Source organism: Chungangia koreensis, assembly GCF_042651785.1.
Lineage (GTDB): Bacteria > Bacillota > Bacilli > Bacillales_A > Planococcaceae > Chungangia > Chungangia koreensis.
Map to the genome: position 1 here is coordinate 225,200 of NZ_JBHSEC010000005.1, position 24,561 is coordinate 249,760.

The window sequence follows — 24,561 nt, forward strand, 5'->3', positions numbered from 1 at the left end:
CCTCTTTCTTTAATTTCCATAAGTGACATCAGATGTAATATCATCTTCCGTTAATACTGGAGAAACCTCATAGTCATTGCGGGAGTTGAGTGAGCATTCTTCATTGTAGTTTGATATTTTGGTCGCCCCATTTGGAACAGTTCCGCTATAGGTTGCTGGGAGGAATACCTTTCCTCCCGTTTGGATTGACAAATTATCGATTTTAGCATGATTGTCAATACACACTTTTGAATTATTATATACGATCAATTGTTCTATATTGTTTTGAGCTCCTTGTAAATATAAAGTGGAACCTCTATCAACTTTGACAAACACGTTTTTATGATTGTCAGCTTCTAAATTCCCTTTAATTAACATTTTAGTGTTTGTTATTGTGATGGTTTTTTTATCTATAATCGTCACATTTCCACCGACAACAATCTTGCTATTTGTTGCATCAAAATGATTCACGATATTTGCGTTTTGCTCAATATACATTTCTAAGTTTAGACCCGAGAAGAAGGTGAAATCTACAATGTCATAAACGAAAATCTTACCGTTTTTCAAGGTAAGGGGATTCGATAAATATAGATCGGAATGATTCCGGATATAAATAGTTGAATCCTTTAAATCTTCGTTTTCTTTATTTTTACCGTTCAATTTAAAATCCAAGCTACCATCGATATAAATGGTAGAGCGATCGAGTCTAAAATCATCCCAAGTAAATTTTTGATTTCCGTCTAATTTACACTGGGGCAATGCAAGTTTGCCCGAGCATTTTGGCAGTGAAGCGGGAGGTGGGAAGATACTGCTTTCTAACGGAAAATCTATGAGCCCGCCAGAATTGTTTCCACCATCATCCGGTTCTTTTTCTTCAAGTATTGCCAATGGTAAATTAAATGTTAAGTTTATTACTTTCTGATTTGAAGGTATAACACCTACAACTTCGATTTTAAATTGTTCTACTGTGCTGTTGCTATTAAATGGTTTAACTTGATATTGATAAAAAACGTTATCTGAAGTAACTTGCGGTAATACACTATATTTTTTAGGTGAAGAACCGTCTAAACTATAGGAGCTCATAGAATCTTTAATAGCTCTTACTTTACTTATCGCGGTTTCTGTACACTCAACTACCTCCTCTGGCTTTGAAGTGTTGACACATACGCGCAGCTCGGATTTTATATCTTCATACTTAGTTAATATAATCGTACGTATTTTCTCTGCTCCCATTTCCGCTACAGAACTTGCTTCGAATGACTTGTCCGTCTGTTCAATTTGTTTTTGTTGCGTGACAGATGCAAATAAAAAGGTGGTCAACAAAGAGATAATAATGACAATTAGCAACAAAGTTAATAAAAGCGTATAGCCCTTTTCATCCTTGGAGAAGGGGAACATTCGGTTTCTCTCCTTACTTAATGCGACTAAATGTAGTTTGAATTTCATATGTAATGGCTGGATTGTCAGCACTGCTTAGTTTTAATTTAATTTCCAAAGTCTTGCTTATAACCGGTGTTTGAATACTATTTAAAATTTCATATTTAATCTGAGGATGTTCAAATACTAAATCCTTCACTGTAAGGACAGTGTTCGAGTCATTCGTCTGGATTATATAACTTTGTCCCTTTATATGAGCTTCTTGAATACTCGCAATGATTAAATTTGCTTCTTGTTGTAACTGTTGTTTCGTAACTTCAGCATCATTAAACTTCAAAGATTGGAAAAAGAATCCCCAAATTATACTTGCAAAAATTGTAAATATAATAATGGCAGCTAATAGTTCCATTAACGTGACACCATGTTCATCCCTCAGAATTTTCATATTTTACTCCTGTGTAAGTTAATGTTTAATATATCCAAATATCGTACTGGAAGGATTTAAATCATCAAGAGACTCAAAGATTTCTATTCTCATTTCATGTTTATTAAGGTTTGACCCTAAATAGGTTTCTTCTGTTCGATTGATTGTCACAGTAATATTTTTTTCTCTATATGTACCGCTTAAAACCAAAAATTCAGAGGAGGATTGCAGTGAATCTGTTAAAAGTTCCGTTGAAGGATCGGTTGGTAGAACTAAATTGTTGTTATCTATAATATCTGTATATTCCACTAACTTCATTTCAACGAGTAATTCTTTAGCAATCGTAACCGCATCCAAATTGTCTTTCGTCTTTTCATTGAACAAAGACATCTGTGGAAAGAAGGATAAGAATGACACAATGACAATTGAAAGAATGACAATAGAAGCTAAAACTTCAATAAGGGTAAACCCATTACTCTTTTTCACATGGTTCATGATGTATACCATCCCCAGTTAAGAAATCATATCAATTTACTACCATTTTCCTATATACTTAGATTATACATTAAGATATTTAGAGGGGCGAGAAGAGATATGCCGAATCGGAAAAGACTGGGTGATTTACTCGTCGGAGCGAATATCATTACGGAAGCACAATTAAAGGAAACGCTTCAGAAAAAGTCTCAAGATCAAAGACTGGGTGATGCCCTTGTGGAGCGGGGCTATTTAACCGATCGCCAGCTAATAGAAGTACTGGAGTATCAGCTTGGGATTGCACATGTAGCTTTAACTATGGTGCCAATTGATGCAAGTTTGCTTCAGGTTGTCGGAGATGACTTTGCTCGACAAAATTACATACTTCCAATCGAGAAAAACGGAGAGACAATTCGGGTGGCCATGGCTGACCCGATGGATTATGTCGCAATCGATGATATTGAGTTGATGACCGGTTTTAAGGTACAACCAGTCATTTCATCTAAAAGCGATATTTTAGAAACGATTGAGAAGATATCCAGAAAGTCGGATGATGTGGGGTTATCCGCCACAACTGAGTCAAATGAGGAAGCGCCTGCCGTCCGTTTAGTGAATCAAATCCTTCAGCGAGGAGTTCAGCTGAAAGCAAGTGATGTCCATATCGATCCACAAGAAACGAGTGTGGTCATTAAATATCGAGTCGATGGGTTATTGAAAACAGATCGTGTCATTCAGCCATCACAATATCCTTCATTGATTGCTCGGATCAAAATTATGGCAAACTTAAATATAACGGAATCACGACTTCCTCAGGACGGAAGGGTCAGGCTGCAAGGGAAGAAATCAGTAGATTTGCGTATCTCCATTCTACCAACAGTATTCGGAGAGAAAATAGTGATCCGCTTATTAGATCTTTCAAATGCAGTCAAACCACTAAGTCATTTAGGGTTTAACAAACGATACTTACAATCCTTTGTCCAGTTAATTGAACAGCCATCAGGCATTGTATTATTGACTGGACCGACGGGTTCTGGGAAAACGACTACTCTTTACTCAGCGCTCAACTATATTAATAAGGAATCCTTGAATATCATTACGATTGAGGATCCTGTCGAATACCAGATGGAAGGGGTCAACCAAGTTCAAGTAAACCCTCAAATCAATCTAACCTTTGCCAGTGGATTAAGGGCCATTTTGAGACAGGACCCGAATGTCATCATGGTAGGGGAAATGCGGGATGAGGAAACCTCTGAAATTGCGATTCGTGCAGCGTTGACTGGCCATTTTGTTTTGAGTACGCTTCACACGAATGATGCGATCAGTTCGATTCCAAGGCTCTTTGACATGGGGGTTGAACCGTATTTAGTCATCTCCGCCCTCCGGGGTGTGGTATCACAACGACTTGTCCGTAGTATCTGTTCGTCCTGTAAGTCTGAGTACGAGCCGACCAATGTGGAAAGAGAATTGTTTACCAAGCGCTATATCCAGTTGGACAAGCTTTACATAGGAAAAGGTTGTGAAGCATGCAATTATACGGGCTATAAAGGACGATTGGCTGTGCATGAGCTATTTGTATTGGATGACGATATTAAATTCATGTTATTTGAAAATAAGAGTATGAAGGAAGTAAAGATTGCAGCCATGAAAAAAGGAATGATTCCGTTGATTGATGACGGATTATTGAAAGCAAAAGCCGGGTTGACCACTGTAGAAGAAGTATTGCATGTAGCGAAAGCGGATTAGGAGGGGAAACTGTTGAACGATAAGTTAGATCAATTATTAAGGGCTTCCTTTGAGTTGAAAACGTCAGATCTCCATTTAACAGTTGGTAAGCCCCCAATCATGCGTTTGAATGGTGATCTCAAACAATTTGGCCAAGAGACTTTAAAACCTGCTGATACGGAGTCCATGGCACGTTCATTAATGCCTGGGGAAATGTGGGATAAATTCATGGACCTTGGTGAATTGGATTTTTCTTATGGAGTGCCTGGAGTTTCAAGATTTCGTGTGAACGCCTACCATCAAAGGGGTACGATTAGTATGGCGTTTCGTGTTATTCCAACGGAAATTCCAACATTTGACCAACTGAGTCTACCTGGTATTTTACGTGATATTTATCGAAAACCTCAAGGACTTGTCCTGGTAACAGGACCAACCGGTTCCGGTAAGTCCACGACATTAGCATCTATGATCTCTGAAATGAATAAAGTTATGAAAAAACATATTATCACGCTTGAAGATCCAATTGAATATTTGCATTCACATGGAACATGCATTATTAACCAAAGGGAAATCGGGTTTGATACGAAATCATTTGCTTCAGGTCTACGAGCATCACTCCGTCAAGATCCAGATGTCATTTTGGTAGGAGAAATGCGAGACTTGGAGACTATCTCTACTGCCATTACAGCGGCAGAAACTGGGCATTTAGTGTTTGCTACCTTACATACACCAAATGCGGTGATGACGATTGACCGAATTATTGACGTATTTCCGCCAAGCCAGCAAACACAAGTACGAATCCAGCTTGCTTCAGTTTTACAGGCTGTTATTTCACAAAGACTCTTTCCTAAAAAGGATGGGAGCGGACGTGTGGGGGCTTATGAAATCCTGCTCAATGTTCCAGCTGTACGAAATCTGATCAGAAGTGAAAAGATCCATCAAATTCATTCAGTCATTCAATCTTCCCGATCCATGGGTATGCAAACGATGGAAATGGAACTGGAGCGTTTGCTGTCGTCTGGCTTGGTGTCCAATGAAGCCTTATCCCCTTATCTTTCAGAGAGGTTTTAAATATGGGGTACTACACATATTCAGGCAGAAATCGGAGAGGAGAACTCGTTACAGGAGTTCAGCGTGCACCATCAAAGACCGATGCTACTCATAAGCTGAGAAGTAAAGGGATCGCTGTTAGGGAAATTAAGGAGAAATCAGGAATTCTTTACAAGGATCTTGATATTGGAAGACGGTCTATTCCTTATAAAGACTTGGTCATCTATATCCGTCAGTTTTCAACGCTGATCAAAGCGGGAATTACGATTTTGGATGCTACTTCTATATTAAAGCAGCAAACTTCCCAAAAGCGTTTAAAGTCAGTTCTTGTTGAAATCGAAGAGGATCTCAAAGCAGGACATCCTTTCTCGGTAGCCGCAGAACAGCATCCTCATGTGTTTCCCTTACTGTTCACAAATATGTTGAAAGCGGGGGAAGCAGGCGGACAGTTCGATGATATTTTAGATAATATGGCGAACTACTTTGAGAAGCAGCATGAAACGAGACAGAAAGTAAAATCTGCGATGCTCTATCCAATGGTTTTGGCTTTTGTAGCTATTGCTGTAAGTTTGTTCATGATCGGATTTATTTTACCGCGTTTTGCAAGCATGTTTACGCAATTAGGAGCGGACGTCCCGTTCATCACGTTGTGGATGTTGAATTTGGGTGAATTCATTCAAAAATACTGGTGGATTTTACTGGTAATATGTGGTATCTTATTCCTACTATTCAAAGTTATTTCTGGGAGAGATCCGTACCGTTATTATCTTCATTCAGTCTATTTAAATGTTCCAGTGTTTGGTCCCATCTTAACAAAAGCGATCTTAGCGAGAACGACGAGAACGTTAAGCAGTCTGTACTCTGCTAGTGTACCGATGACAACATCATTGAGCATTGTTGGGAAAGTAGTGGGCAATGCCGTTATTGAGGACCTATTAGTCAAAGCCTCAAACAGCATTCAGCAAGGTGACTCACTTGCAAAGCCGATGATCGGACACTGGGCAATTCCGCCTTTCGTATCACAAATGATGGTATTAGGGGAGAAATCCGGTACGCTCGACTTCATGTTGTCGAAAGTTGCCGACTTCTATGAACGGGAAGTCGACCAATCGGCTGAGCGGATGAAATCCTTATTAGAGCCAATCTTGATATTGATTATTGCAGTAGTAGTCGGTGGTGTCGTAGTATCCATCATGATTCCGATGTTCTCCATCTTTACAGAAATACAATAAAAGACATACTTTTAGCCCTTTATATTAGTTGTAGTTCGTTACCTTTGTATGATATATTTTTAATAGATTAAGAGGTTTTGTGATATTTCTGATACTTTTGTCGTAAGAATGTTAATTTTTGTAGAATATTATCAACAGGAATGGGGAATGTAGCGTGAAGAAATGGTTTAAGCGTTTAAAGAATCAAGCGGGTATGACATTGGTTGAATTATTGGCTGTTGTTGTAATTTTGGGGATTGTGGCTGCGATTGCGGTTCCGTCTATAGGCAATATTATTGATAATAGTAAAAAAGATGCACATGTTTCTAATGCTTTATTAATCATTAATGCTACCCAGTTAGGAGTAACTACCAATGCCTTAGAAAAAGGGGAAAAGTATACTTTAGCTGATTTAGTAAATGCAGGAGTTCTCGCAGCTGTACCTAAGGATCCTGATTCCGACACATCTTCATATGCAGTTGAGAGTTTTGTAAAAAGTAACGATAATGGCAAAATCTCTATTTTCTTAACTGGATCGGATAGAAGAATTGGTACTGATGCCAAACCAGCAACTCAAGATGAGATTAATGATAAAGGTAGGAATATTGTTAAAGATAAATAAAGTATATTTGTAATGGCCCTTTGCCTGCCAGCAAAGGGCTATTATAGTTATAATGATGATAGATTATAAGAAAGGCAGGAATGCATCTTGTATACGTATTGGAAAAATCATCCTGCTGTTTTCGTTACATTTACAGAAAAATACATACGTGTGTTGGTTGGAGGGCGGAAGAACCGGTATACAAAAATCATTCAGGAATTCATTGAAGATGAAACGGATGATCTGCTTTTAATTGAACAATTAAGAGACATCGTGAAGAAGTATAAGTTGAAGGGATTACCAGCGTTCTTCTCTTATTCCAATCAGGACTTACTTCTCCGTTCTACGACAATACCGATTCAGATTCCACGAGAAGAGTGGAAAGGTCATTTGTATATGGAGTTAGGGGAGAGCTTCCAATTGCCATTCGAGAATCCCATTATTGAGGTAGTGGGTGACCGTCTTCTTGAAGGACGACAAGAGGTGACAGCTTTAGCAGTCCCAGAATCGGATGTCCAACGATTAGAAAGCATATTAAAAGAGTCTAAGTTACATCCAGTTGTCATCGATTTGCCTTTCCTATCTTTATATCGATTCTTTGGTGAGCATTTCTCGATCTCTGAATCGTCTCATGTCCTATTGCTGCAACTTGAGTTGGATCATATTCAAATCAGTATGTTTCATGATCATCAGCCGTTGTATGTTCGTTCATTGACGTTGCCTCAAATACCAAACTTATCGTCTTATGAAACAAGGTCCGGCTTTCAATATTGGACTGCTCCTGATGAATCATTGGAGATGGACGAGCATTTCTCTGTTATTCAAAACGAAATCGATCGGTTGCGTACGTTCTATCAATACAATTTGCAAGGTGGTTCCAAAGAAATTGATACATTCTGTATTTCTGGTGATCACCCATTGATTGAGAAATTAACAGAGACGTATAATAGTGAGCAATTACAGGTTTTTCATTCAAATGAAGAAATCCTATTGACGAAGGATGGCTTGGAAATTCCTCCTTCTTTTACTGAACTTATTGGACTTTCATGGAAATAGGGTGACTGCGATTGTACGTAGATATTAACTTACTCCAAAAGAAGAAAACATATGTCGAATGGCTGTTCATTGCAGGGATTCTATTTGTCATCTCTTTAAGTATTGCGGTTTTTCTATTCTCTCAATTTAGTGAGAGAAAGTCAGAAGAAAACCAAATCGAATCATCGATTGAACAGGAACTACAGCTTCAGCAAGCAACAATTGAATCTGCTGAAGTCACTAAAAGTGCTGAGGAACAGATGGCTGCCATAGTGGATTGGGCCAAGCATCAGCCGGTTCCTACTGTTTTTCTTTTGGATCATTTGTCTTCGATGATGCCGGAGAGGGGATTCTTACTATCTTTTAGTTATTCTTCGTCCTCCACTGCTACGTTCAGTATGCAGTTTGATGATAATGTGGATGCGGCTTACTATTTGAAGATGTTAAAAGACTCATCCTATATTACGGATGTGAAACTGAGTTCAATCGGTACGATGTCCACTTCCGATGAGACCGCACCGGACGAAGAATCCTATTTCCAGCCAAGGTCCGTCGCAGATTTTGAAATCATCATTAATGTAGATGAGGTTAAGGCTGCTACTTTGAAATGGGAGGATGCATCATGATTCGATTCCAGAAGAAGCACATCCTAACACTTTTCTTTAGCTTACTGATCTTAGCTTTACTGGGTGCCACCTTCTACTATTTCTCAGTCATGAAAATGGATGAACGGATCAGCACGTTACAACAACAGTTGATTTCTATTCAAAATCAGAACAATACACCACAAGAAGAAGTTCCGGATAATCTTAATGAAGATCTACCTGCTTTAGTTGAAAGAGTACCGGTCGAATCACTGGAAGAACAGATTATACTGGATTTGGAAAAGGCGGCTTTAGGAGCAGAAAGTGTCATACTGAGTATCGGATTTAATGAGAATGCCGTAGAAGCTGAAGCTGAAACTGAAACAAATGTGGAAGATATCGAAACGGCCGAAGAATACATAGAGGAAATGACTCCGGAAGAGAGAGCGACATACGAGGCAGGCAGTATCACTCTTCCACAGGGCTTAAACCAAATTCAAATCGCGATTTCAGTACGTTCCAAAGATTATGAATCGATGACGACATTCTTAGAAAATGTCCGTCAGTTACCGCGGATTTATGTCGTAGAATCGTTCTCTTTTACTGGCTTTGAGGAGACCGAAGTCCGACCAGGTCCAAATGAGGATGAATTAGATTATACGGTGCAATTGGTTTCCTATTACGCTCCTATAATTCAAACGGTTGCTGATAGCTCAGGTATTGTCTTACCGGAGCCAGCAGGAAAGGAAAACCCTCTTCATGATGTGAAGGAAGAGGAGGAAGACTCCATGGGTGGTTGGGTGGAAGATGATCCATTGTCTGAAACCACGCTGCAAGACTTCCTTGATCTGATCGAGCAGTCGAGGAAAGAAGACTCAAGTGATTCAGAGGATGTTGTCACTCCTGAAGACGAGGTTGCTGATGAGAAGCCGGAAGAAACGGAACAAAGCAGGCAATACACCGTCCAAAGAGGCGATACACTTTTCTCCATTTCCATGAGATTTTATGGCAGCCGGGAAGGGGAATCCCTTATTAAGGAAGCTAATCATAAGAAATCCGATATCGTTATCATCGGTGAAACATTGATTATTCCATAGAAAAGTGGTGCCCTAACCGGACACCACTTTTTTTATATGCTCCATGAGAAGTTCTGCAATGTTTGTATCATGTGTTTCATAGAAGGAGCGGGCACCGACGGGATCCTCGATTTCATTCAACATCCAGGTTCCATCGGGAAGTAGTAGAAAGTCGATTCCAATATAATCACTCTTCAGTGCTCGTGCAATTTTTAATGCCTCTTCTTCTTGTGTTCCCGACAGTTCAAATCTTTCCACGTTTCCGCCTAATGTGAAATTCGACTTGAAGCTTTCAACACCTGTTCGTTTCACTGCCCCCACAACCTCATCTCCGATTACAAAAACACGGACGTCAGTGCTTTCGGTTTCAATATAGGGTTGGGCAATGATTATTTTTCCTTCCATTACATTAATAAATTCTTCAGCTTCCGACCTATTGTGACATAGCTCAACTTCTTGTCCACCATGTCCGTCTACCGTTTTTAAAACAATCGGGAAGTGACGGAGTTCATCAATTTCTTTCAATCGAGTGGTAGGTACGGTCTGGATTCCTAATAACTGCACCATCTGCACTGTTTTCAGCTTGTCGTTGGCAATTACGTTCACTTCCGCTCGGTTAATGAGTCGGTGGCCCATCGCTTCCAACTTTTTCGCAAGCTTATGATTCCGGCTACGGTAAAGAATAAAATCGTCAGTGTTCAAAATTTGTCCTTCATGGTGAACTAAATGCAGTTGAATCCCAAGTCCTTCTGCAGAACTCTTCAAAGCTTCTATAAAACCACTATTGCGTTCAGCATCGGCCAATTCATAAAATAAATAACCCTTCATCGCGTTAACTCCAGCTTCCTTAAGACATAGGAAATCATGGCATCCGCTACATTAATGCCTGTTACATTATAAATGTTCCGGATATGTGCAGCGGCATTCACTTCACAAACAATCGGTTCTTCATTTTCACCAAACAACAGATCGACGCCAGCAAATTCTGCGTTCACAGCTTTCGCAGCTTTCATCGCAATTTCCCGTTGGACAGGAGTCAATTCGACAACGGATGCCTTTCCACCGTTCGTGATATTGGCCCGGAAATCGGTATCAGAATGACGATACATCGCTGCTACAATATCGTTTCCGACAATGTTGACGCGGAGATCACGACCACGGCTTGAGGCGATAAATTCTTGGAATACATAGTCTACACCGCGCAGTTCATCGGTCTTCTCGTAAAATGCTTCCTCAGTTTCTATTAAATACACTTTCATCCCGAATGAGCCATGACCTTCCTTAATGATCATCGGCAATCCTAAATCCTGAAGCACCCGTTCATAATATCCGGAAGACTGTATAGAGAAGTTTGGATAGACCTTCGGGGCGATGATCGTTTTCGGCATAGGAAGACCCGCGGATGCCAATTTCAAATACTGCTTCGCCTTGTTATCACACGTTTCGATGACTTCAGGGTCATTGAAGATAGGGATTCCTGCGTTCTTTAAGTAGTGAGCAAGTAGAATATCCTTGTCCAAAAATACGACAAACGAAGGTGGGTTAACCAGTTTTCGCTTCAAGTCCATCAATATCTCATTATTTTTATAGATTGTCGCCTCAATGTCAGCATTCTGTGCAGCTTCTGCAATCAGTTCCGCCTGGTCAGAAAACTTGTCCGACGTGAGGCTCCCATTATATATGACCCAACAGGTTGTCATTGTGATTCCCTCGCTCGTGCTATAATATTTTTCATATTGAGTGTAGCACGAAATAGAACGGAGAGGTTTAGTTGATTCCTAAATTAGATGATTATCAAAAACGATGGGGAATAGAAAGCGATCCGATTATTAAACCTGGACTGGATTCAATTCTTTCTGCATTGGAACGATTGGGAAATCCGCAAAAACAGTTGAGGGTGATCCATATTGCCGGGACGAATGGAAAGGGTTCGACAGCTGCGTTTCTTCATTCGATTCTGTCAGAACATGGTTTAAAAACGGCATCTTTTACTTCCCCATGGGTTGTGGATGTCCATGACCAAATTAAATTGGATGGACGGAACATTACATCAGAAGAGATGGACGAGGTATTCAAGAGGATGAAAGATGCAGGTATTAGTGGCATGTTGACGGAGTTTGAACTGTTGACAGCTGCAGCTTTCTTAGCGTTTGAAGAATTTCAGCCGGATATCGTATTACTGGAGGCTGGAATGGGAGGACGTTACGACAGTACAAATGTCATAACACCTCTTGTGTCTATTATTACAAGCATTGGGCTTGAGCATACGAATTTTTTAGGTGAAACAATCAAGGATATTGCATGGCATAAAGGCGGGATCATAAAAGTTGGAGTTCCGGTAATCACAGGCAAACTTCCAAGCGAAGCTGCAAAAGTTATTGAAGAAATTGCTGCTGAATTGAAATCAGATGTAATGCGATTCGAAGAAGAATTCAGTATTTCGAGATCGAAAGGTAGCGAGTCCTTTCATTTCGACAACAAAAGTATAGGAAATCTTCAACGAACACTTCTCGGAAGCCACCAAGCCTCCAATATGGCACTCGCAATTACTACCGCTATTTTAGTATTAGACAAAGAATTCTCTATTAACAAAACCCTTCAAGGTGTTAAAACGGCAGTCAATCCTGGTAGATTCGAAAGAATAACAGATTGTGTGTATATGGACGGTGCGCACAACGTAGATAGTGCAAAAGCACTAACAAAATTAGTGGTTGATAAGTTCGGTGAAACTCCCATTCATTTTGTTGTAGGTATGCTAAAAGACAAAGACATTGAAGGCTTCCTCCTTGAATTAACTGGTGTAGCGGCTTCTTTCACATTTGTAGACTTCAGCCATGCACGGGCTGCAAGTCCAGAAGAGTTACTTCAAAAATGTGAGTTTAGTAGAAAAAGTGTGAAAAATAAAAATAAAGTGACTTTAGACTTACTTTCTTCTGAAGAAGGTGTTACAATTATCACAGGTTCATTGTATTTGTTAACAGAACTTAGGGAAATAATTCACGGGAATCTTGTAAACAATCAGAATTCTTGATGACAAATGCCCAGTAGTTTGATAGCATTTTATCTATTGATATAAAATTCAAAGGGAAATGGGTGATTCGATGGATGCGCTTAAAAAGAACCATTTGACGGTCTTTGTATTGTGGCTTTTGATCGTTCCTGCCGGAATGACGTACGTCTTAATCAATTATCCTCCGGTAAATCCGGACTGGCTAACAATGATCGCATTCCTAGGTTTAGCGTTGGTCACTGTCTATTTCCCTTTAAACTTAAATGGTAGTTATCTTTCACTTGAACAGTGGGTAGGTGTAGCAGTCTTCCTGAAATACGGGTTGTCAGCTGAACTTCTCATAAGTCAATTAATCATTCTTCCACTCTTATTCAGAAGTAGAAACAGCAGCAGCACACCTCTGATTAACCGCTATTTCTTTAATTCATTAATGTTTTTTATACTATCTATTGCCTCTGGTTATGTATTTATCATTTTGGGGGGACAATTCGGCAGTTTAGATCTTTATAATCTTTTATTCTTCGGGTTTATCTATCAATTGACATCTACAATTTTTAACCAAGTGATTTTGAATTTCTATTTAAGATCACTTGGGCATAAAGTATCCATGCTTTCTGTTGAAACGGTTTGGGATTATTTAGCAGTCGTCTTCATCTTCCCATTCAGCATCACTTTATATTTGCTGGAAGCTTATGTCGGTGTCATTTCTTTGCTTATTATGGGTGTTCCATTCGTTGTAGTTGCATACCTTCTTCAGAAGTACAACAATACCGAGCGGATCAATGCAAACTTGCGGACGGCCAGTAAGATTGGTCATCAATTAGCAGACCGTCTTACTTCAGAAGAAGTGTTCAGGCTATTTTTGACCAGAGTCGTCGAAATGCTTAATAATGATTACGCTTATATATTGGATATTAGGAAAGATTCAAACAAACTTGTCCTTATCCGAAGTTATGAAAAAGGGGAACTCCTCACATTAGATGTACCACCACTGGCCATGGGCGAAGGGATTGGCGGTCTTGTCTGGAAGGAAAACAAACCTGTCATCTTTAAAAGAAAAGAAGAGTGGGAAGGCATTGTTTCAGGCTATATTCCTGAAAACGTCCAAAGTATAATCGCCGCTCCTATTTCAAGGAACCAGGAAATTGAAGGGGTATTGTTGATTGCCTCTGAAAAACGATTTGCTTTTGAAGAATACCAGTTGAAGATTATTGACTTGCTCTGTTCCTATTTTGCTGTTTCACTTGAAAAGGCGAAATATGTACAAGATGCAATTTCAAAAAGTGAACGCTGCGGTTTAACAAAACTATATAATTACCGTTATCTTGACGATAAGATTGAACAAGAGATGTCTCGTTTAATGGACGGTCAATTACGTCAGCTTTCATTAATTATGATGGATATTGACAGGTTCAAGATGGTAAATGATACGTATGGACATCAGAGTGGAAATGACATTCTTGTCGGCTTGGCAAGGTTGTTAGAACAAGAAGTCGGGAATCTTGGTACGCTTGCCCGGTATGGCGGTGAGGAATTTGTCGTTCTACTTCCAGACTACTCGAAAGGTGAAGCATTGAAACTGGCTGAAACAATTCGCCAGATCGTTGAAAATCACCCATTCAGGATTCAATCCGACTTGAGTAATGAGCGGGAAACTCAAGATGTCCAAATCACTTTGAGCATTGGTGTCTCGACTGCTCCTGAAGATAGTGATGAAGCGATGGCATTGATCCGAAATGCGGACCGTGCACTCTATATCGGAGCGAAGCGAGAAGGGCGAAACCGGGTCGCGGAATATGTAAAATAATGAGTTCCACAGGTTCATCACCTGTGGAACTGTTCTGTTTGGAAGTGTGGGGTGGAGTATGGAAATTGTCTACATAATTTTATTTTTCATATACGGCTTATTATTTGGTTCATTCTTTAATGTAGTCGGATTACGGGTGCCCATTGGAGAATCCATCGTACATCCGCCCTCCCATTGTACGAACTGTAATCGAAGGCTCACAGCATTGGACTTAGTTCCTGTTTTCTCGTATTTATTCCTTAAGGGGAAGTGCCGACGATGTGGAAATCGGATATCCCCAATATATCCGATCATGGAACTGTTGACAGGAGTTCTATTTGCTTTCGCTTATTACCAGTTAGGGTTCACATATGAGCTGATTGTGGGAATTCTTTTTATTTCCTTATTAGTGATCATTACGGTTTCTGATTTCGCGTATATGCTCATACCTAACAAGATACTCTTCCCTTTTGCTATCCTATTGGCTGCTGGGCGTTTTCTTTCACCGCTTGATCCTTGGTGGGATAGTATAACCGGTGCAGTATTTAGCTTTCTCCTCCTATTGGCAATTGCGGTTTTGTCGAACGGTGGTATGGGTGGAGGGGATATCAAGCTATTTTTCGTCATCGGTATTGTACTTGGATTTATCCAATCATTACTCACGTTGTTTTTTGCAGCTGTAATTGGTGCGATTGCCGGAATCATCGTCTTAAAGAAAACCGGTAAAGGTAAAAAGACGCCGGTTCCATTTGGTCCATCCATAGCGGCATCGGCGATCATCATATATTTCTACGGGCAAGAGATTGTCGCTTGGTACGCACAATTGCTGAATTAAGTCGGAAAATTTTTAGGACAAGACGACACAGGTCTTGTCCTTTTTCATTTTCAGAATGATACGGTGGAAACGGGGTGAAGGAATGAAATTGCGAAAAAAGTACTCGAAAAGTGCAGTGACGATGGCAATGCTTCACGGTGTTCTCATGGGAGTAGCCGGTGTTCTCATATTCGGATTTCTGTTAAACGTCAGTAACCGGATGGAAGTGAAGAGTGATGAACCGGGTACTGAAGTTACTGTAAGTGGTCCTGTAACGAATGCGGAGCCCGGAAATGAAGAAAAACCAGCAAATAATGGTGAGTCAGAAGGATCGGACAATCCAGGACAACCAGCTATTCAATTTTACGCATTGCAGCACGGCGTATTTACTTCAGACGCATCCGCTAAGGAATTCATATCGACCGATCCTGCTCTCCAGAAAGCTGCAATAATTCCGGTTGCGGATCAGTATTTCATTTGGTCGGAAATCGGAGTGACAGAGGATGAAGTGAGGAAAGAGGATAAAACAGGAGATACCTTTGTCAAAAGCTTCAGGTTAAGTGGGGCTGGTTGTATGAAAGGTGACATAAGGGTGCCGGAATTGTTGAAGGAAACAGAACTCCAAAAATTAAATTTTGATGATAGTGTAGATGGTGATGATTTGCCAGCGCAGTGGAGAGAGAATATTGCTGCTGTGACGGCGTTTTCAAAGGATATGAAAATCGTAAGGGCACAGTTGCTAGCACACTATATGCTGAAAAACGAATGCCTCAAAATTGAGTTTTAAAGGGCATTTTAGCCACAAAATCAATTTTTGCGAAAAAGAGACAATTTTAAAAAGTCCCCTTCTAAGCTATATTGAAATCGAGGAGGGGAACTATATGAAATTTAGATTGAATAACAAACTGGTCCTTGCATCTTCTTCCCCAAGAAGATTTGAATTGCTTTCACAATTAGGAGTCCCATTCAATACAGACAAATCGGAAGTGCCCGAAACTACAGTCAGTGAGATGCAGCCTACCGAGTTTGTTCAGAGACTGGCACTCGAAAAAGCTGAGGATGTTTATAGTAGGAATGTGGATTCCTTGATCATTGGTGCAGATACAATTGTCACCTTTGAAGGTCAAATTTTGCATAAACCTAAAAATGCAGAGCAGGCGAAGGATTATTTAAAGAGATTATCAGGACAAACCCATCAGGTGCATACAGGGGTTGCTTTCAAGAGTAGCCAACTAACTGAAACGATTGTGTCGACAACATATGTGACATTTAAAGAAATACCGGAACAACTAATGGATGCTTATATCGAATCTGGTGATCCATTTGATAAGGCGGGGGGATACGGCATTCAAACACTTGGTGGTCTATTTGTCGAATCCATTGAAGGAGATTATAACACGGTGGTCGGTCTTCCTTTAGCTTCAGTTTTCACGTATTTATATGATAAAGGGCTTATTCAAATCACGAAGGGGGGCGGGGAAGATCCAGCTTGAAATTCAGCCTTCCTTAATGATCCGAGACGTACATATTGCGGATAGGCCACGTGAGCGCCTAGTCCGTCAAGGCGCAAGCAGCCTTTCAAATCAGGAGCTAATTGCTATTTTACTTAGGACTGGCACGAAAGAGGAATCTGTCCTTCATTTAGCGAATCGTGTGCTTTCGTTTTTTGACCAGATTCAAGAGCTGAAAAACGCAACGATTGAGGAAATGATGTCCGTAAAAGGGATTGGACAGGCCAAGGCGGTACAGCTGCTGGCGGCTGTGGAACTCGGCAGGCGTTTATCACAAAAGCATCCAGACAAGCGTTATGCAATCCGCTCCCCGCAGGATGCTGCATCCTTACTGATGGCGGATATGTCCTCGCTCAAACAAGAAAATTTTGTCGTCCTCTTTTTAAATGTGAAAAATCAAGTAATACACCAACAAACCATCTTCATCGGTTCACTGAATGCCAGCATCGTCCACCCGCGTGAAATTTTCAGGGAAGCGGTTAAAAGGTCAGCTGCATCTATCATTTGCGCACATAACCATCCATCCGGAAACCCGAATCCTTCACCGGAGGATATCGAAGTAACTCAAAGATTGACGGAAGCCGGTAAAATCATGGGAATCGAAATGTTGGACCATGTCATCATCGGGGACCACCAATTTGTAAGCTTAAAAGAGTTAGGTTATATGTGAGACTGTTACTTTTCGCTCCAATCCGTTATAATGATTCATGTGATTTATGACCGCATATTCATTCTCAAAGTCGTCATATAGAAAGGAAGAAATTACGTGTTTGGATTTGGAGCGAAAGATGTCGGAATCGACTTAGGTACCGCAAATACATTAGTTTTTGTTAAAGGAAAAGGAATAGTTCTTAGAGAACCTTCCGTAGTTGCTAAAAATACGAAGACAGGTGAAATCGTTGCTGTCGGGAATGACGCAAAAAACATGATTGGTCGTACCCCTGGATCGATTGTAGCCATTCGTCCTATGAAAGATGGCGTTATTGCCGACTTTGAAATTACTAAAGCCATGATTGAGTATTACTTGAAGGAAGCGATGAAAGCTTCTGGTGGTACATGGAAAAAGCCAAGCGTCATGATTTGTGTGCCATTCGGCATTACTTCCGTGGAGCAACGTGCTGTTATTGATGCATCACGTCAGGCTGGAGCTAAAGATGCTTATACGATCGAAGAACCATTCGCTGCTGCTATTGGAGCAAACTTGCCTGTTTGGGAACCTACCGGAAGCATGGTCGTCGATATCGGTGGAGGAACGACGGAAGTTGCTGTCATCTCGCTTGGCGGAATTGTAACGAGTGAGTCTATCCGTGTCGGCGGTGATGCAATGGATAATGCCATCATCAGTTATATTCGCAAGACTTACAATTTGACGATTGGTGAGCGTACAGCTGAAGCGATCAAGATTGAAGTAGGTTCGGCTAAAGTGATCGGCAACGACGAATCGATGGAAATCCGTGGACGTGATTTAGTGACGGGTCTTCCGAAAACGATTGAGATTTCATCTGGTGAAATTGCTGATGCTTTACGTGAATCCGTCTATGCGATTATTGACGGTGTAAAGAAAACGTTGGAAACAACACCTCCTGAACTTTCTGCCGATGTTATGGAACGGGGAATTGTCCTGACTGGTGGAGGCGCTTTGCTGAAAAACTTGGATAAAGTGATCAGCGAGCAAACGAATATGCCTGTTTTTATCGCCGAAAATCCGCTTGATTGTGTAGCAATCGGGACTGGTAAGGCGCTTGAACACTTCGATGTTCTTAGAAAACAGCAGCCAAAAGCATAAGGAGTGTTAGGCAATGCCACATTTTTTTTCGAATAAGCGTTTGATTCTTCTGCTTGTCGGTGTGATCTTTCTTGTGGCATTGATTAGTTTTTCTCTAAGGGACCGGGACCACGCGTCCCTTCCTGAACAAATCGTGAAAGATGTTGTCGGATTTGGTCAATCTTTTTTCTCTAAGCCGGCACAATACATAACGGGTGTGTTTGAGAATGTCGATTCCTTGCTGAATACTTATGAAGAAAACAAACGCCTCAAATCCCGTCTTGAAGAATTCGCGAAGGTACAGGCTGAAGCGAATGATATGGCTTCGGAAAATGAGAGGCTGAGAGAACTGATCGATAAGACGGAAGATCTTCGTGATTACGATCCGATCCAAGCGACCGTCATCGCGCGTAATCCCGATCAATGGGAAGAAAAAATAATTTTAGATAAAGGGGAAGTTCATGGAGTCAAAGAAAATATGGCTGTCATGACTGCCCAAGGCCTTGTCGGAAAAGTTGAATTGACGACTCCATTTACTGCAACGGTCGAGATGCTGACGACACAAAATCCAAATTATCGTGTTTCTGCTCAAGTAGTAGGAGAACAGGAGATTTTCGGTTTAATTGAAGGATATGATGAAGAACGGAAAGAATTAGTTCTAAAAAGAATAGACTCGGACTTTGATATTAAAGTAGGGGATTTAGTTATTTCTTCTGGCCTTGGGGGGATTTTTCCGAAAGGCATTCCGATTGGAGAAATTACAGAAGTATCAACGGATGATTATGGTTTGACGAAGCTTGCTTATGTGAAACCATCTGCAGATTTCTCCCTGCTCGATCATGTTGTCATCGCAAGCAGAACAATGCAAAACGTAGATGGGTCTGATGGTAACGATACGAATAAAGAAATCGGTGACGAGGGAGATGAAGAATCATGATCAGGTTCTTCATCCCTCTAATTGCCGTTGTCCTATTTTACTTGGAGCCCGTATTCGGCTCGTTTTCACCGATAGAAATCAATGATACCCTCTATTTTATGGTCCCTCGATTTATGATCATGTATCTTATTTTCGTCTCGATTTACTATAATCGGAAGAAGGCAATAATTTACGGATTAGTTTTTGGACTCTTGTATGATATCTATTACATTGATATTATTGGATTATACTCTGTAATTTATCCACTCATCTGCTTAGCGGCTGGGAGTGCAGTAAAATACGTTCATCAAAATCTTGTCGTGGCAACCGCATTGTCCCTCATTTTAGTGGCTCTGCTCGAATTGCTCCTATATGTGTTCTTCTCGATTATTTCCTTGAAATCTATTGAGTTTTCCATATTCTTGACGACGAGATTAGTACCAACAATGGTAGCCAACTCGATCTTTTTGATCATGCTTGGCTGGGCATTCCGGAATTTGATACGAACACGTCTCCTTCATACAGGAAAACAGCCGATTTAATATAGGGGGAAAACATGAGGTGACACAATTGACAAAAAAGCAGCTTGTCCAAATAAAAGGGACGAAAGATGGCCTCGTTCTTAGACTTGATGATCAATGTGCATATGAAGACCTCTTAGAAGAACTGAAACGCAAAGTTTCGGATGACGGTTTTGATGGTCAAGCCGAAGTACAGCTTCAACTCGGTCTAAGATATTGTACAGAAGAACAGCTCAAAGAACTAGTCGGATGTGTTGACTTATCTCCGCATTTGCGGGTTTCCAAAGTTCAAAGTGATGTTATTACGATGGAAGAATCGAACCGGAGGGTCATCGAAAGGCAATCTGAGACCTATGTCGGAATTGTTCGATCTGGCCAGGTCGTCCAGGCAAAGGGAGATCTTGTCGTGATCGGCGACGTGAATCCGAACGGCAAAGTGATCGCAGGAGGAAACATTTTTGTGCTCGGACGATTAAAAGGCATCGCTCATGCAGGTTCGAATGGAAATCGTGATGCGGTAATTGCTTCTTCATATTTAGAAGCAACGCATCTGATGATCGCCGATCAAATAGAAACGATGACCGACGAATTGACGGTGTTATCGGAAACGCCGGAGATGGAATGCGCATATTTGCATAGTAATGGGTTCATTGCTATTGACCGTCTTCAGGAGCTTAGGCTTATAAGGCCGGAACTTTCGTCATTTAAAGGAGGAAGCGAACTTGGGTGAAGCAATCGTCATTACATCTGGAAAAGGCGGAGTAGGAAAGACAACAACTTCCGCTAACCTTGGTACAGCTTTAGCGCTGCAAGGCAAAAAAGTGTGCCTGATCGATACGGATATCGGCCTGCGAAACCTGGATGTCGTACTGGGACTTGAAAATCGTATCATCTATGACCTTGTAGACGTCATTAAAGGACGATGCAAAATCCATCAGGCGCTTGTCAAAGACAAACGCTTCGAGGACAAGCTTTTCCTTCTTCCAGCAGCTCAAACGACTGACAAACATGCCGTTACTCCCGAACAGATGAAAACACTGGTTACCGAATTGAAAAGGGACTACGATTATATATTGATTGATTGCCCTGCAGGAATTGAACAGGGATATAAAAACGCTGTAGCAGGCGCTGACAAAGCGATCGTCGTTACAACACCTGAAATTTCTGCTGTTCGCGATGCAGACCGGATCATCGGCTTGCTGGAACAGGAAGATATTGAACCGCCAAAATTGATCATCAACCGAATCCGACCGGCAATGATGGATAGTGGCGAGGCGTTGGACATCAATGATATTACTACTCATTTGTCGATTGATCTTTTAGGAATTGTAGCAGATGATGAGCATGTCATATCTTCTTCCAACAAAGGAGAGCCTGTTGTGATGGATCCGTCTAATCCAGCTGCGCTTGGATACCGGAACATTGCACGTAGGATTTTAGGTGAATCTGTACCGCTCATGTCATTGGACTATGGCCGAAAAGGTGTCTTTTCTAAAATAAAATCATTATTTGTAAAGTCTTGATCGATCAGGCTGATGCATCTGTGCATCAGCTTTTTCTATTGGAAAAAGTGGTTTCAGATCCTACCACTATTTCAGAGCATTAAGTTCAAAGCAACCTTGAGCCATATTGGTATTGCTACAACTGATCTCTTATCCTCTCACCTATTAATTTTTCATAAATTCCATCCATTATGGGCAAGCCCTATTCATTCTTTCTTCCAAACTTTCATAGAATACAGAAAGTACGAACGGGGTGATAGAATGAATTGGCGGCAGAAATGGTTTGTGGCATTAATATTAACAATTTCCGTTATTGGAATGGCTGTTCTTGAAGACCAGCGCATCTTGAATACACAATTGACGAAAGTTGTACGGAGTGGAGAAGACTTTATAGCCCTCCGGCAATGGACATACGGTATATTGAATCTCCCAGAATCGGAGAAGGTGGAAGAAACTGAAACCATCCCGGTGGCAGCTGCAACCCATGACTCACAGTTAGCGGCATATTATTCAATGCAGCCATTCAAATCTGGGGTATTGGTCTCTTATGAGGAACCGATGGCTATAACGGCGAAAGAAGATGGACTGGTGATATTCACAGGACATACCCGTCTAACAGGAAAGACCGTAACCATTCTCTATAAAAGTGGAGAAACGGTTACGTATGGCTTTGTGAAAACCTTTGAAAAACTGCCATATACAGGGGTCGTGGCGGGTGAGGCAATTGCACGAATGGAAACAGGTGCCATGTTCCTTGAAGTTGAACAGGATGGCATGTCGTTAGATACGGAAAGCATCGCCGCTTGGCTGCAGGAATCAGGTGAATAATATCAGACGCGTGGGATCATTTTTCAGCACATTCAAGTTCAGGCTGCACCCAATCATGATCCCTTTTCTTTTTTTGATCGTGATTTCTGGGGATATTGCTTATTACGCATTTATATTTGGTTCACTATTATTCCACGAGTTTGGTCATTTGCTTGCTGCGAAGTTTTGTGGTTTTAATGTGAAATCTTGTACGATCATGCCTTATGGAGGAGAACTGCAAATCGTCAATCGGCAAAAACATACTTCATCCCAGCAGTTGGCACTCGCTATGGGAGGACCCATTGCGACATCGATTCTTTTGTTCATTAGCATGATGTTGCCAATACCCGAGCAGTCAAAGTTAATTACGATCCAATGTGTTCTTTTGCTGATTAATCTACTTCCCATTCTTCCTTTAGATGGCGGACAAGCCTTGGTTAGTATTTTATCAGTTCATAAAAACTTCCAAGAAACTTATGAAAAGGTGCTTACGTATTCCGTGATTTTATCTGTAGGTGGTATGCTATTTCTTATTCCCCATTTGCCGGACATGCTTCCTTTCTTTTTAATTATGCTTTTCATCGTATTCAACAACTACCAACAGTGGAGATATCGAAAGTATCGTTTGGCATTCCATCGTCTCGTAAACAAGCAGTTGACTCGGTAATGCTGTTATGGTAATATTCATATGTTATTGTTTGTAGCACCCGTGCTACTACAACCGCGCTAAAAAGGTTTAAGAATCCGGATGGATCACCTTTCGAAGGCGAGTCTGAGTCTATGAGGAGGTGCAAGTTATGTACGCAATTATTGAAACTGGCGGTAAACAAATCAAAGTTGAAAAAGGTCAAGAAATCTACATCGAGAAATTGAACGGTGCAGCTGATGACGTAATCACTTTCGATAAAGTGTTGCTCGTAGGTGGAGACGATGTTAAAGTTGGTGTTCCTTTCGTTGAAGGCGCAACTGTAAAAGCGAAAGTTCTTAAACAAGGACGCGCGAAGAAAATCATCGTATTCAAATACAAAGCGAAAAAGAACTATCGTCGTAAGCAAGGTCACCGTCAACCATACACGAAATTGTTGATTGAAGAAATCAACGCGTAAGAGGTTACGAATGATCTATGTGACTGTTAAAACAGAAGAATCAGGGCGAATTCTTTCTTTCGAGATGACGGGCCATGCTGATTTTGCCGAATCCGGTAAAGATCTTGTATGTGCAGGTGCATCGGCTGTCTCTTTTGGGGCGGTTAACGCGATCGAGGCATTGACTGGTGTCATTCCGCAAGTCGACTTAGGTGGCGGCGACGGGTATTTACACGTTGAGCTCCCTATGATTGACGATGTGAAGAAGGATGAGCAGATACAGCTCATCGTCCGCTCGATGATTGTCTCTTTGCAGACGATTGAAATGGATTACTCCGAATTTATCGACATAATCATCGAATGACGAACGAAATTTACCAAATCATCAGGAGGTGGAATACATGCTACGTTTGGATCTTCAATATTTCGCATCCAAAAAAGGGGTAGGTTCTACAAAGAACGGTCGTGACTCCGAATCTAAACGCCTTGGCGCTAAACGTGCTGATGGTCAATTGGTTACGGGTGGATCAATTTTGTACCGCCAACGCGGAACAAAAATCTATCCAGGTGAAAACGTAGGCCGTGGCGGTGACGATACTCTATTCGCTAAAGTTGATGGTATCGTACGCTTTGAACGTTACGGACGCGACAAGAAAAAAGTCAGCGTTTACCCTGTAGAAGCATAAGATTGCTTTTTCGGAAAAGGACTGCTATTTGCAGTCCTTTTTCTTTTGTGTGAAAATAGAGGATATGATAATTTGAAGTCCGGAGCGTGCCAAATGAATGAAAAACAATTCTCCATTACTGAAGCACTTCGTTTTGCCCGCCATGATTTTATGAATCAGCTCCAGCTGATCCGGATGAATTTGGAACTCGGTCGGGTCGAAGATGCTAAGTCGGTGATTGATGCATATGCATCCCGCATGTTGGAATTAGCTGAATTGAATAAGTTAGGTTTACCAAAACTATATGAGTGGATCCAAACAGCACCTTGGAAATACCCAGGCTTAAATTTTGAATTCAGCTGTAAGGGAGAGCAAGTGGATGAACGGATCGATTCTCCTGCCACTAAAATATTGGACAGGCTTTTAGGAGAGTTGAAAAACAGATTAAACCCTTATGACGAATTGGCGTGCCATGTAGCGATAACGGCTGTTAGTGGTGTTTTTACAATGGGTATAACAGTGATAGGGAGATTGGAAAATTTGGATCTTGCATTGATTTCAGAAGAACGGTCCGTGCTTCAGATAAGGGCAGAACAGCTTTCATCTGAAGAATGGAAGTTTACTGTTACAGCGATATAGGAGGGAC

Annotated in this window: 29 protein-coding genes and 1 other annotated feature; of the genes, 24 read left to right on the top strand and 5 right to left on the bottom strand. The window is 41.0% G+C overall.

The features are described from left to right. Positions 1–9 precede the first annotated feature (9 nt). The 3 genes from ACFOZY_RS05440 to ACFOZY_RS05450 are packed head-to-tail and all read right to left on the bottom strand — an operon-like array spanning position 10 to position 2,275. Positions 10–1,425 carry a hypothetical protein gene (locus ACFOZY_RS05440; RefSeq protein ID WP_378153100.1) on the bottom strand — a complete coding sequence of 472 codons (1,416 nt, stop codon included), beginning with the start codon at positions 1,423–1,425 and terminating at the stop codon, positions 10–12. Then, positions 1,391–1,801 carry a PulJ/GspJ family protein gene (locus tag ACFOZY_RS05445; RefSeq protein ID WP_378153102.1) on the bottom strand — a complete coding sequence of 137 codons (411 nt, stop codon included), beginning with the start codon at positions 1,799–1,801 and terminating at the stop codon, positions 1,391–1,393. The genes ACFOZY_RS05440 and ACFOZY_RS05445 overlap by 35 nt, the downstream gene beginning before the upstream one ends. Before the next feature lie 18 nt (positions 1,802–1,819). Next, positions 1,820–2,275 carry a type IV pilus modification PilV family protein gene (locus ACFOZY_RS05450; protein ID WP_378153104.1) on the bottom strand — a complete coding sequence of 152 codons (456 nt, stop codon included), beginning with the start codon at positions 2,273–2,275 and terminating at the stop codon, positions 1,820–1,822. A 99-nt stretch (positions 2,276–2,374) separates the two neighbouring features. Here ACFOZY_RS05450 and ACFOZY_RS05455 point away from each other — a divergent pair, with 99 nt between their 5' ends. The 7 genes from ACFOZY_RS05455 to ACFOZY_RS05485 all read left to right on the top strand — a co-directional run bounded on the left by ACFOZY_RS05455 (position 2,375) and on the right by ACFOZY_RS05485 (position 9,554). Beyond that, positions 2,375–3,997, top strand: coding sequence for a GspE/PulE family protein (locus ACFOZY_RS05455; RefSeq protein WP_378153106.1), 1,623 nt, complete (start codon positions 2,375–2,377; stop codon positions 3,995–3,997). A gap of 12 nt (positions 3,998–4,009) precedes the next feature. Continuing rightward, the gene (locus ACFOZY_RS05460; protein WP_378153108.1) at positions 4,010–5,047 is read left to right on the top strand and encodes a type IV pilus twitching motility protein PilT; all 1,038 of its coding nucleotides are present in this window, start codon (positions 4,010–4,012) and stop codon (positions 5,045–5,047) included. A gap of 2 nt (positions 5,048–5,049) precedes the next feature. Then, on the top strand, positions 5,050–6,258 hold the full coding sequence (locus ACFOZY_RS05465) for a type II secretion system F family protein (protein ID WP_378153110.1): 1,209 nt from the start codon (positions 5,050–5,052) through the stop codon (positions 6,256–6,258). 154 nt (positions 6,259–6,412) lie between these two features. Further along, the gene (locus tag ACFOZY_RS05470; protein WP_378153112.1) at positions 6,413–6,859 is read left to right on the top strand and encodes a type II secretion system protein; all 447 of its coding nucleotides are present in this window, start codon (positions 6,413–6,415) and stop codon (positions 6,857–6,859) included. A gap of 87 nt (positions 6,860–6,946) precedes the next feature. Further along, a complete protein-coding gene (gene pilM / locus ACFOZY_RS05475; protein WP_378153115.1) occupies positions 6,947–7,894 on the top strand; it encodes a type IV pilus biogenesis protein PilM in 948 nt (315 codons plus the stop codon). A gap of 11 nt (positions 7,895–7,905) precedes the next feature. After that, a complete protein-coding gene (locus ACFOZY_RS05480; protein WP_378153117.1) occupies positions 7,906–8,499 on the top strand; it encodes a PilN domain-containing protein in 594 nt (197 codons plus the stop codon). Then, positions 8,496–9,554 (top strand): LysM peptidoglycan-binding domain-containing protein, encoded by a 1,059-nt coding sequence (locus ACFOZY_RS05485; RefSeq protein WP_378153120.1) that lies wholly within the window; start codon positions 8,496–8,498, stop codon positions 9,552–9,554. Before ACFOZY_RS05480 ends, ACFOZY_RS05485 begins: the two co-directional genes overlap by 4 nt. Positions 9,555–9,566: 12 nt before the next feature. Here ACFOZY_RS05485 and ACFOZY_RS05490 read toward each other — a convergent pair whose 3' ends face one another. Both ACFOZY_RS05490 and ACFOZY_RS05495 read right to left on the bottom strand, forming a co-directional pair. Further along, positions 9,567–10,361 (bottom strand): ATP-grasp domain-containing protein, encoded by a 795-nt coding sequence (locus ACFOZY_RS05490; RefSeq protein WP_378153122.1) that lies wholly within the window; start codon positions 10,359–10,361, stop codon positions 9,567–9,569. Continuing rightward, entirely contained in the window at positions 10,358–11,233 is an 876-nt protein-coding gene (locus ACFOZY_RS05495) for an ATP-grasp domain-containing protein (RefSeq protein WP_378153124.1), read from the bottom strand. Before ACFOZY_RS05495 ends, ACFOZY_RS05490 begins: the two co-directional genes overlap by 4 nt. Positions 11,234–11,304: 71 nt before the next feature. Between ACFOZY_RS05495 and ACFOZY_RS05500 the strand changes: the two genes are divergently transcribed. The 17 genes from ACFOZY_RS05500 to ACFOZY_RS05580 all read left to right on the top strand — a co-directional run bounded on the left by ACFOZY_RS05500 (position 11,305) and on the right by ACFOZY_RS05580 (position 24,554). After that, entirely contained in the window at positions 11,305–12,564 is a 1,260-nt protein-coding gene (locus ACFOZY_RS05500; RefSeq protein WP_378153126.1) for a bifunctional folylpolyglutamate synthase/dihydrofolate synthase, read from the top strand. 70 nt (positions 12,565–12,634) lie between these two features. Next, positions 12,635–14,350: a sensor domain-containing diguanylate cyclase gene (locus tag ACFOZY_RS05505; RefSeq protein WP_378153128.1), complete on the top strand. Its 1,716-nt coding sequence runs from the start codon at positions 12,635–12,637 to the stop codon at positions 14,348–14,350. 58 nt (positions 14,351–14,408) lie between these two features. Continuing rightward, on the top strand, positions 14,409–15,164 hold the full coding sequence (locus tag ACFOZY_RS05510; RefSeq protein ID WP_378153130.1) for a prepilin peptidase: 756 nt from the start codon (positions 14,409–14,411) through the stop codon (positions 15,162–15,164). Between the two features lie 82 nt (positions 15,165–15,246). Next, entirely contained in the window at positions 15,247–15,930 is a 684-nt protein-coding gene (locus tag ACFOZY_RS05515; protein WP_378153132.1) for a hypothetical protein, read from the top strand. 94 nt (positions 15,931–16,024) lie between these two features. Then, on the top strand, positions 16,025–16,636 hold the full coding sequence (locus tag ACFOZY_RS05520) for a Maf family protein (protein ID WP_378153134.1): 612 nt from the start codon (positions 16,025–16,027) through the stop codon (positions 16,634–16,636). A gap of 16 nt (positions 16,637–16,652) precedes the next feature. Beyond that, positions 16,653–17,324, top strand: a complete 672-nt coding sequence (gene radC, locus ACFOZY_RS05525; RefSeq protein ID WP_378153136.1) for a RadC family protein — start codon at positions 16,653–16,655, stop codon at positions 17,322–17,324. Between the two features lie 96 nt (positions 17,325–17,420). After that, positions 17,421–18,440 carry a rod shape-determining protein gene (locus ACFOZY_RS05530; protein WP_378153138.1) on the top strand — a complete coding sequence of 340 codons (1,020 nt, stop codon included), beginning with the start codon at positions 17,421–17,423 and terminating at the stop codon, positions 18,438–18,440. Between the two features lie 13 nt (positions 18,441–18,453). Further along, positions 18,454–19,356, top strand: coding sequence for a rod shape-determining protein MreC (gene mreC, locus ACFOZY_RS05535; RefSeq protein WP_378153140.1), 903 nt, complete (start codon positions 18,454–18,456; stop codon positions 19,354–19,356). Next, the gene (gene mreD / locus ACFOZY_RS05540; protein ID WP_378153142.1) at positions 19,353–19,877 is read left to right on the top strand and encodes a rod shape-determining protein MreD; all 525 of its coding nucleotides are present in this window, start codon (positions 19,353–19,355) and stop codon (positions 19,875–19,877) included. The genes mreC and mreD overlap by 4 nt, the downstream gene beginning before the upstream one ends. Before the next feature lie 19 nt (positions 19,878–19,896). Further along, positions 19,897–20,586, top strand: coding sequence for a septum site-determining protein MinC (gene minC / locus ACFOZY_RS05545; RefSeq protein WP_378153144.1), 690 nt, complete (start codon positions 19,897–19,899; stop codon positions 20,584–20,586). Next, the gene (gene minD, locus ACFOZY_RS05550) at positions 20,579–21,379 is read left to right on the top strand and encodes a septum site-determining protein MinD (protein ID WP_378153146.1); all 801 of its coding nucleotides are present in this window, start codon (positions 20,579–20,581) and stop codon (positions 21,377–21,379) included. Before minC ends, minD begins: the two co-directional genes overlap by 8 nt. Before the next feature lie 240 nt (positions 21,380–21,619). Further along, positions 21,620–22,186, top strand: a complete 567-nt coding sequence (locus tag ACFOZY_RS05555) for a hypothetical protein (RefSeq protein WP_378153148.1) — start codon at positions 21,620–21,622, stop codon at positions 22,184–22,186. Continuing rightward, positions 22,179–22,832 (top strand): M50 family metallopeptidase, encoded by a 654-nt coding sequence (locus tag ACFOZY_RS05560; RefSeq protein ID WP_378153150.1) that lies wholly within the window; start codon positions 22,179–22,181, stop codon positions 22,830–22,832. The genes ACFOZY_RS05555 and ACFOZY_RS05560 overlap by 8 nt, the downstream gene beginning before the upstream one ends. A 42-nt stretch (positions 22,833–22,874) precedes the next feature. Beyond that, positions 22,875–22,949 (top strand) — a sequence feature (ribosomal protein L21 leader region). A 13-nt stretch (positions 22,950–22,962) separates the two neighbouring features. After that, positions 22,963–23,271 (top strand): 50S ribosomal protein L21, encoded by a 309-nt coding sequence (gene rplU / locus ACFOZY_RS05565; RefSeq protein WP_378153152.1) that lies wholly within the window; start codon positions 22,963–22,965, stop codon positions 23,269–23,271. 10 nt (positions 23,272–23,281) lie between these two features. Then, complete coding sequence (locus tag ACFOZY_RS05570) at positions 23,282–23,614, top strand: ribosomal-processing cysteine protease Prp (protein ID WP_378153154.1); 333 nt, start codon at positions 23,282–23,284, stop codon at positions 23,612–23,614. A 37-nt stretch (positions 23,615–23,651) separates the two neighbouring features. Continuing rightward, positions 23,652–23,936 carry a 50S ribosomal protein L27 gene (gene rpmA, locus ACFOZY_RS05575; protein ID WP_378153156.1) on the top strand — a complete coding sequence of 95 codons (285 nt, stop codon included), beginning with the start codon at positions 23,652–23,654 and terminating at the stop codon, positions 23,934–23,936. Positions 23,937–24,029: 93 nt separating this feature from the next. Next, positions 24,030–24,554, top strand: a complete 525-nt coding sequence (locus ACFOZY_RS05580) for a Spo0B domain-containing protein (protein WP_378153158.1) — start codon at positions 24,030–24,032, stop codon at positions 24,552–24,554. Positions 24,555–24,561: the final 7 nt, after the last annotated feature.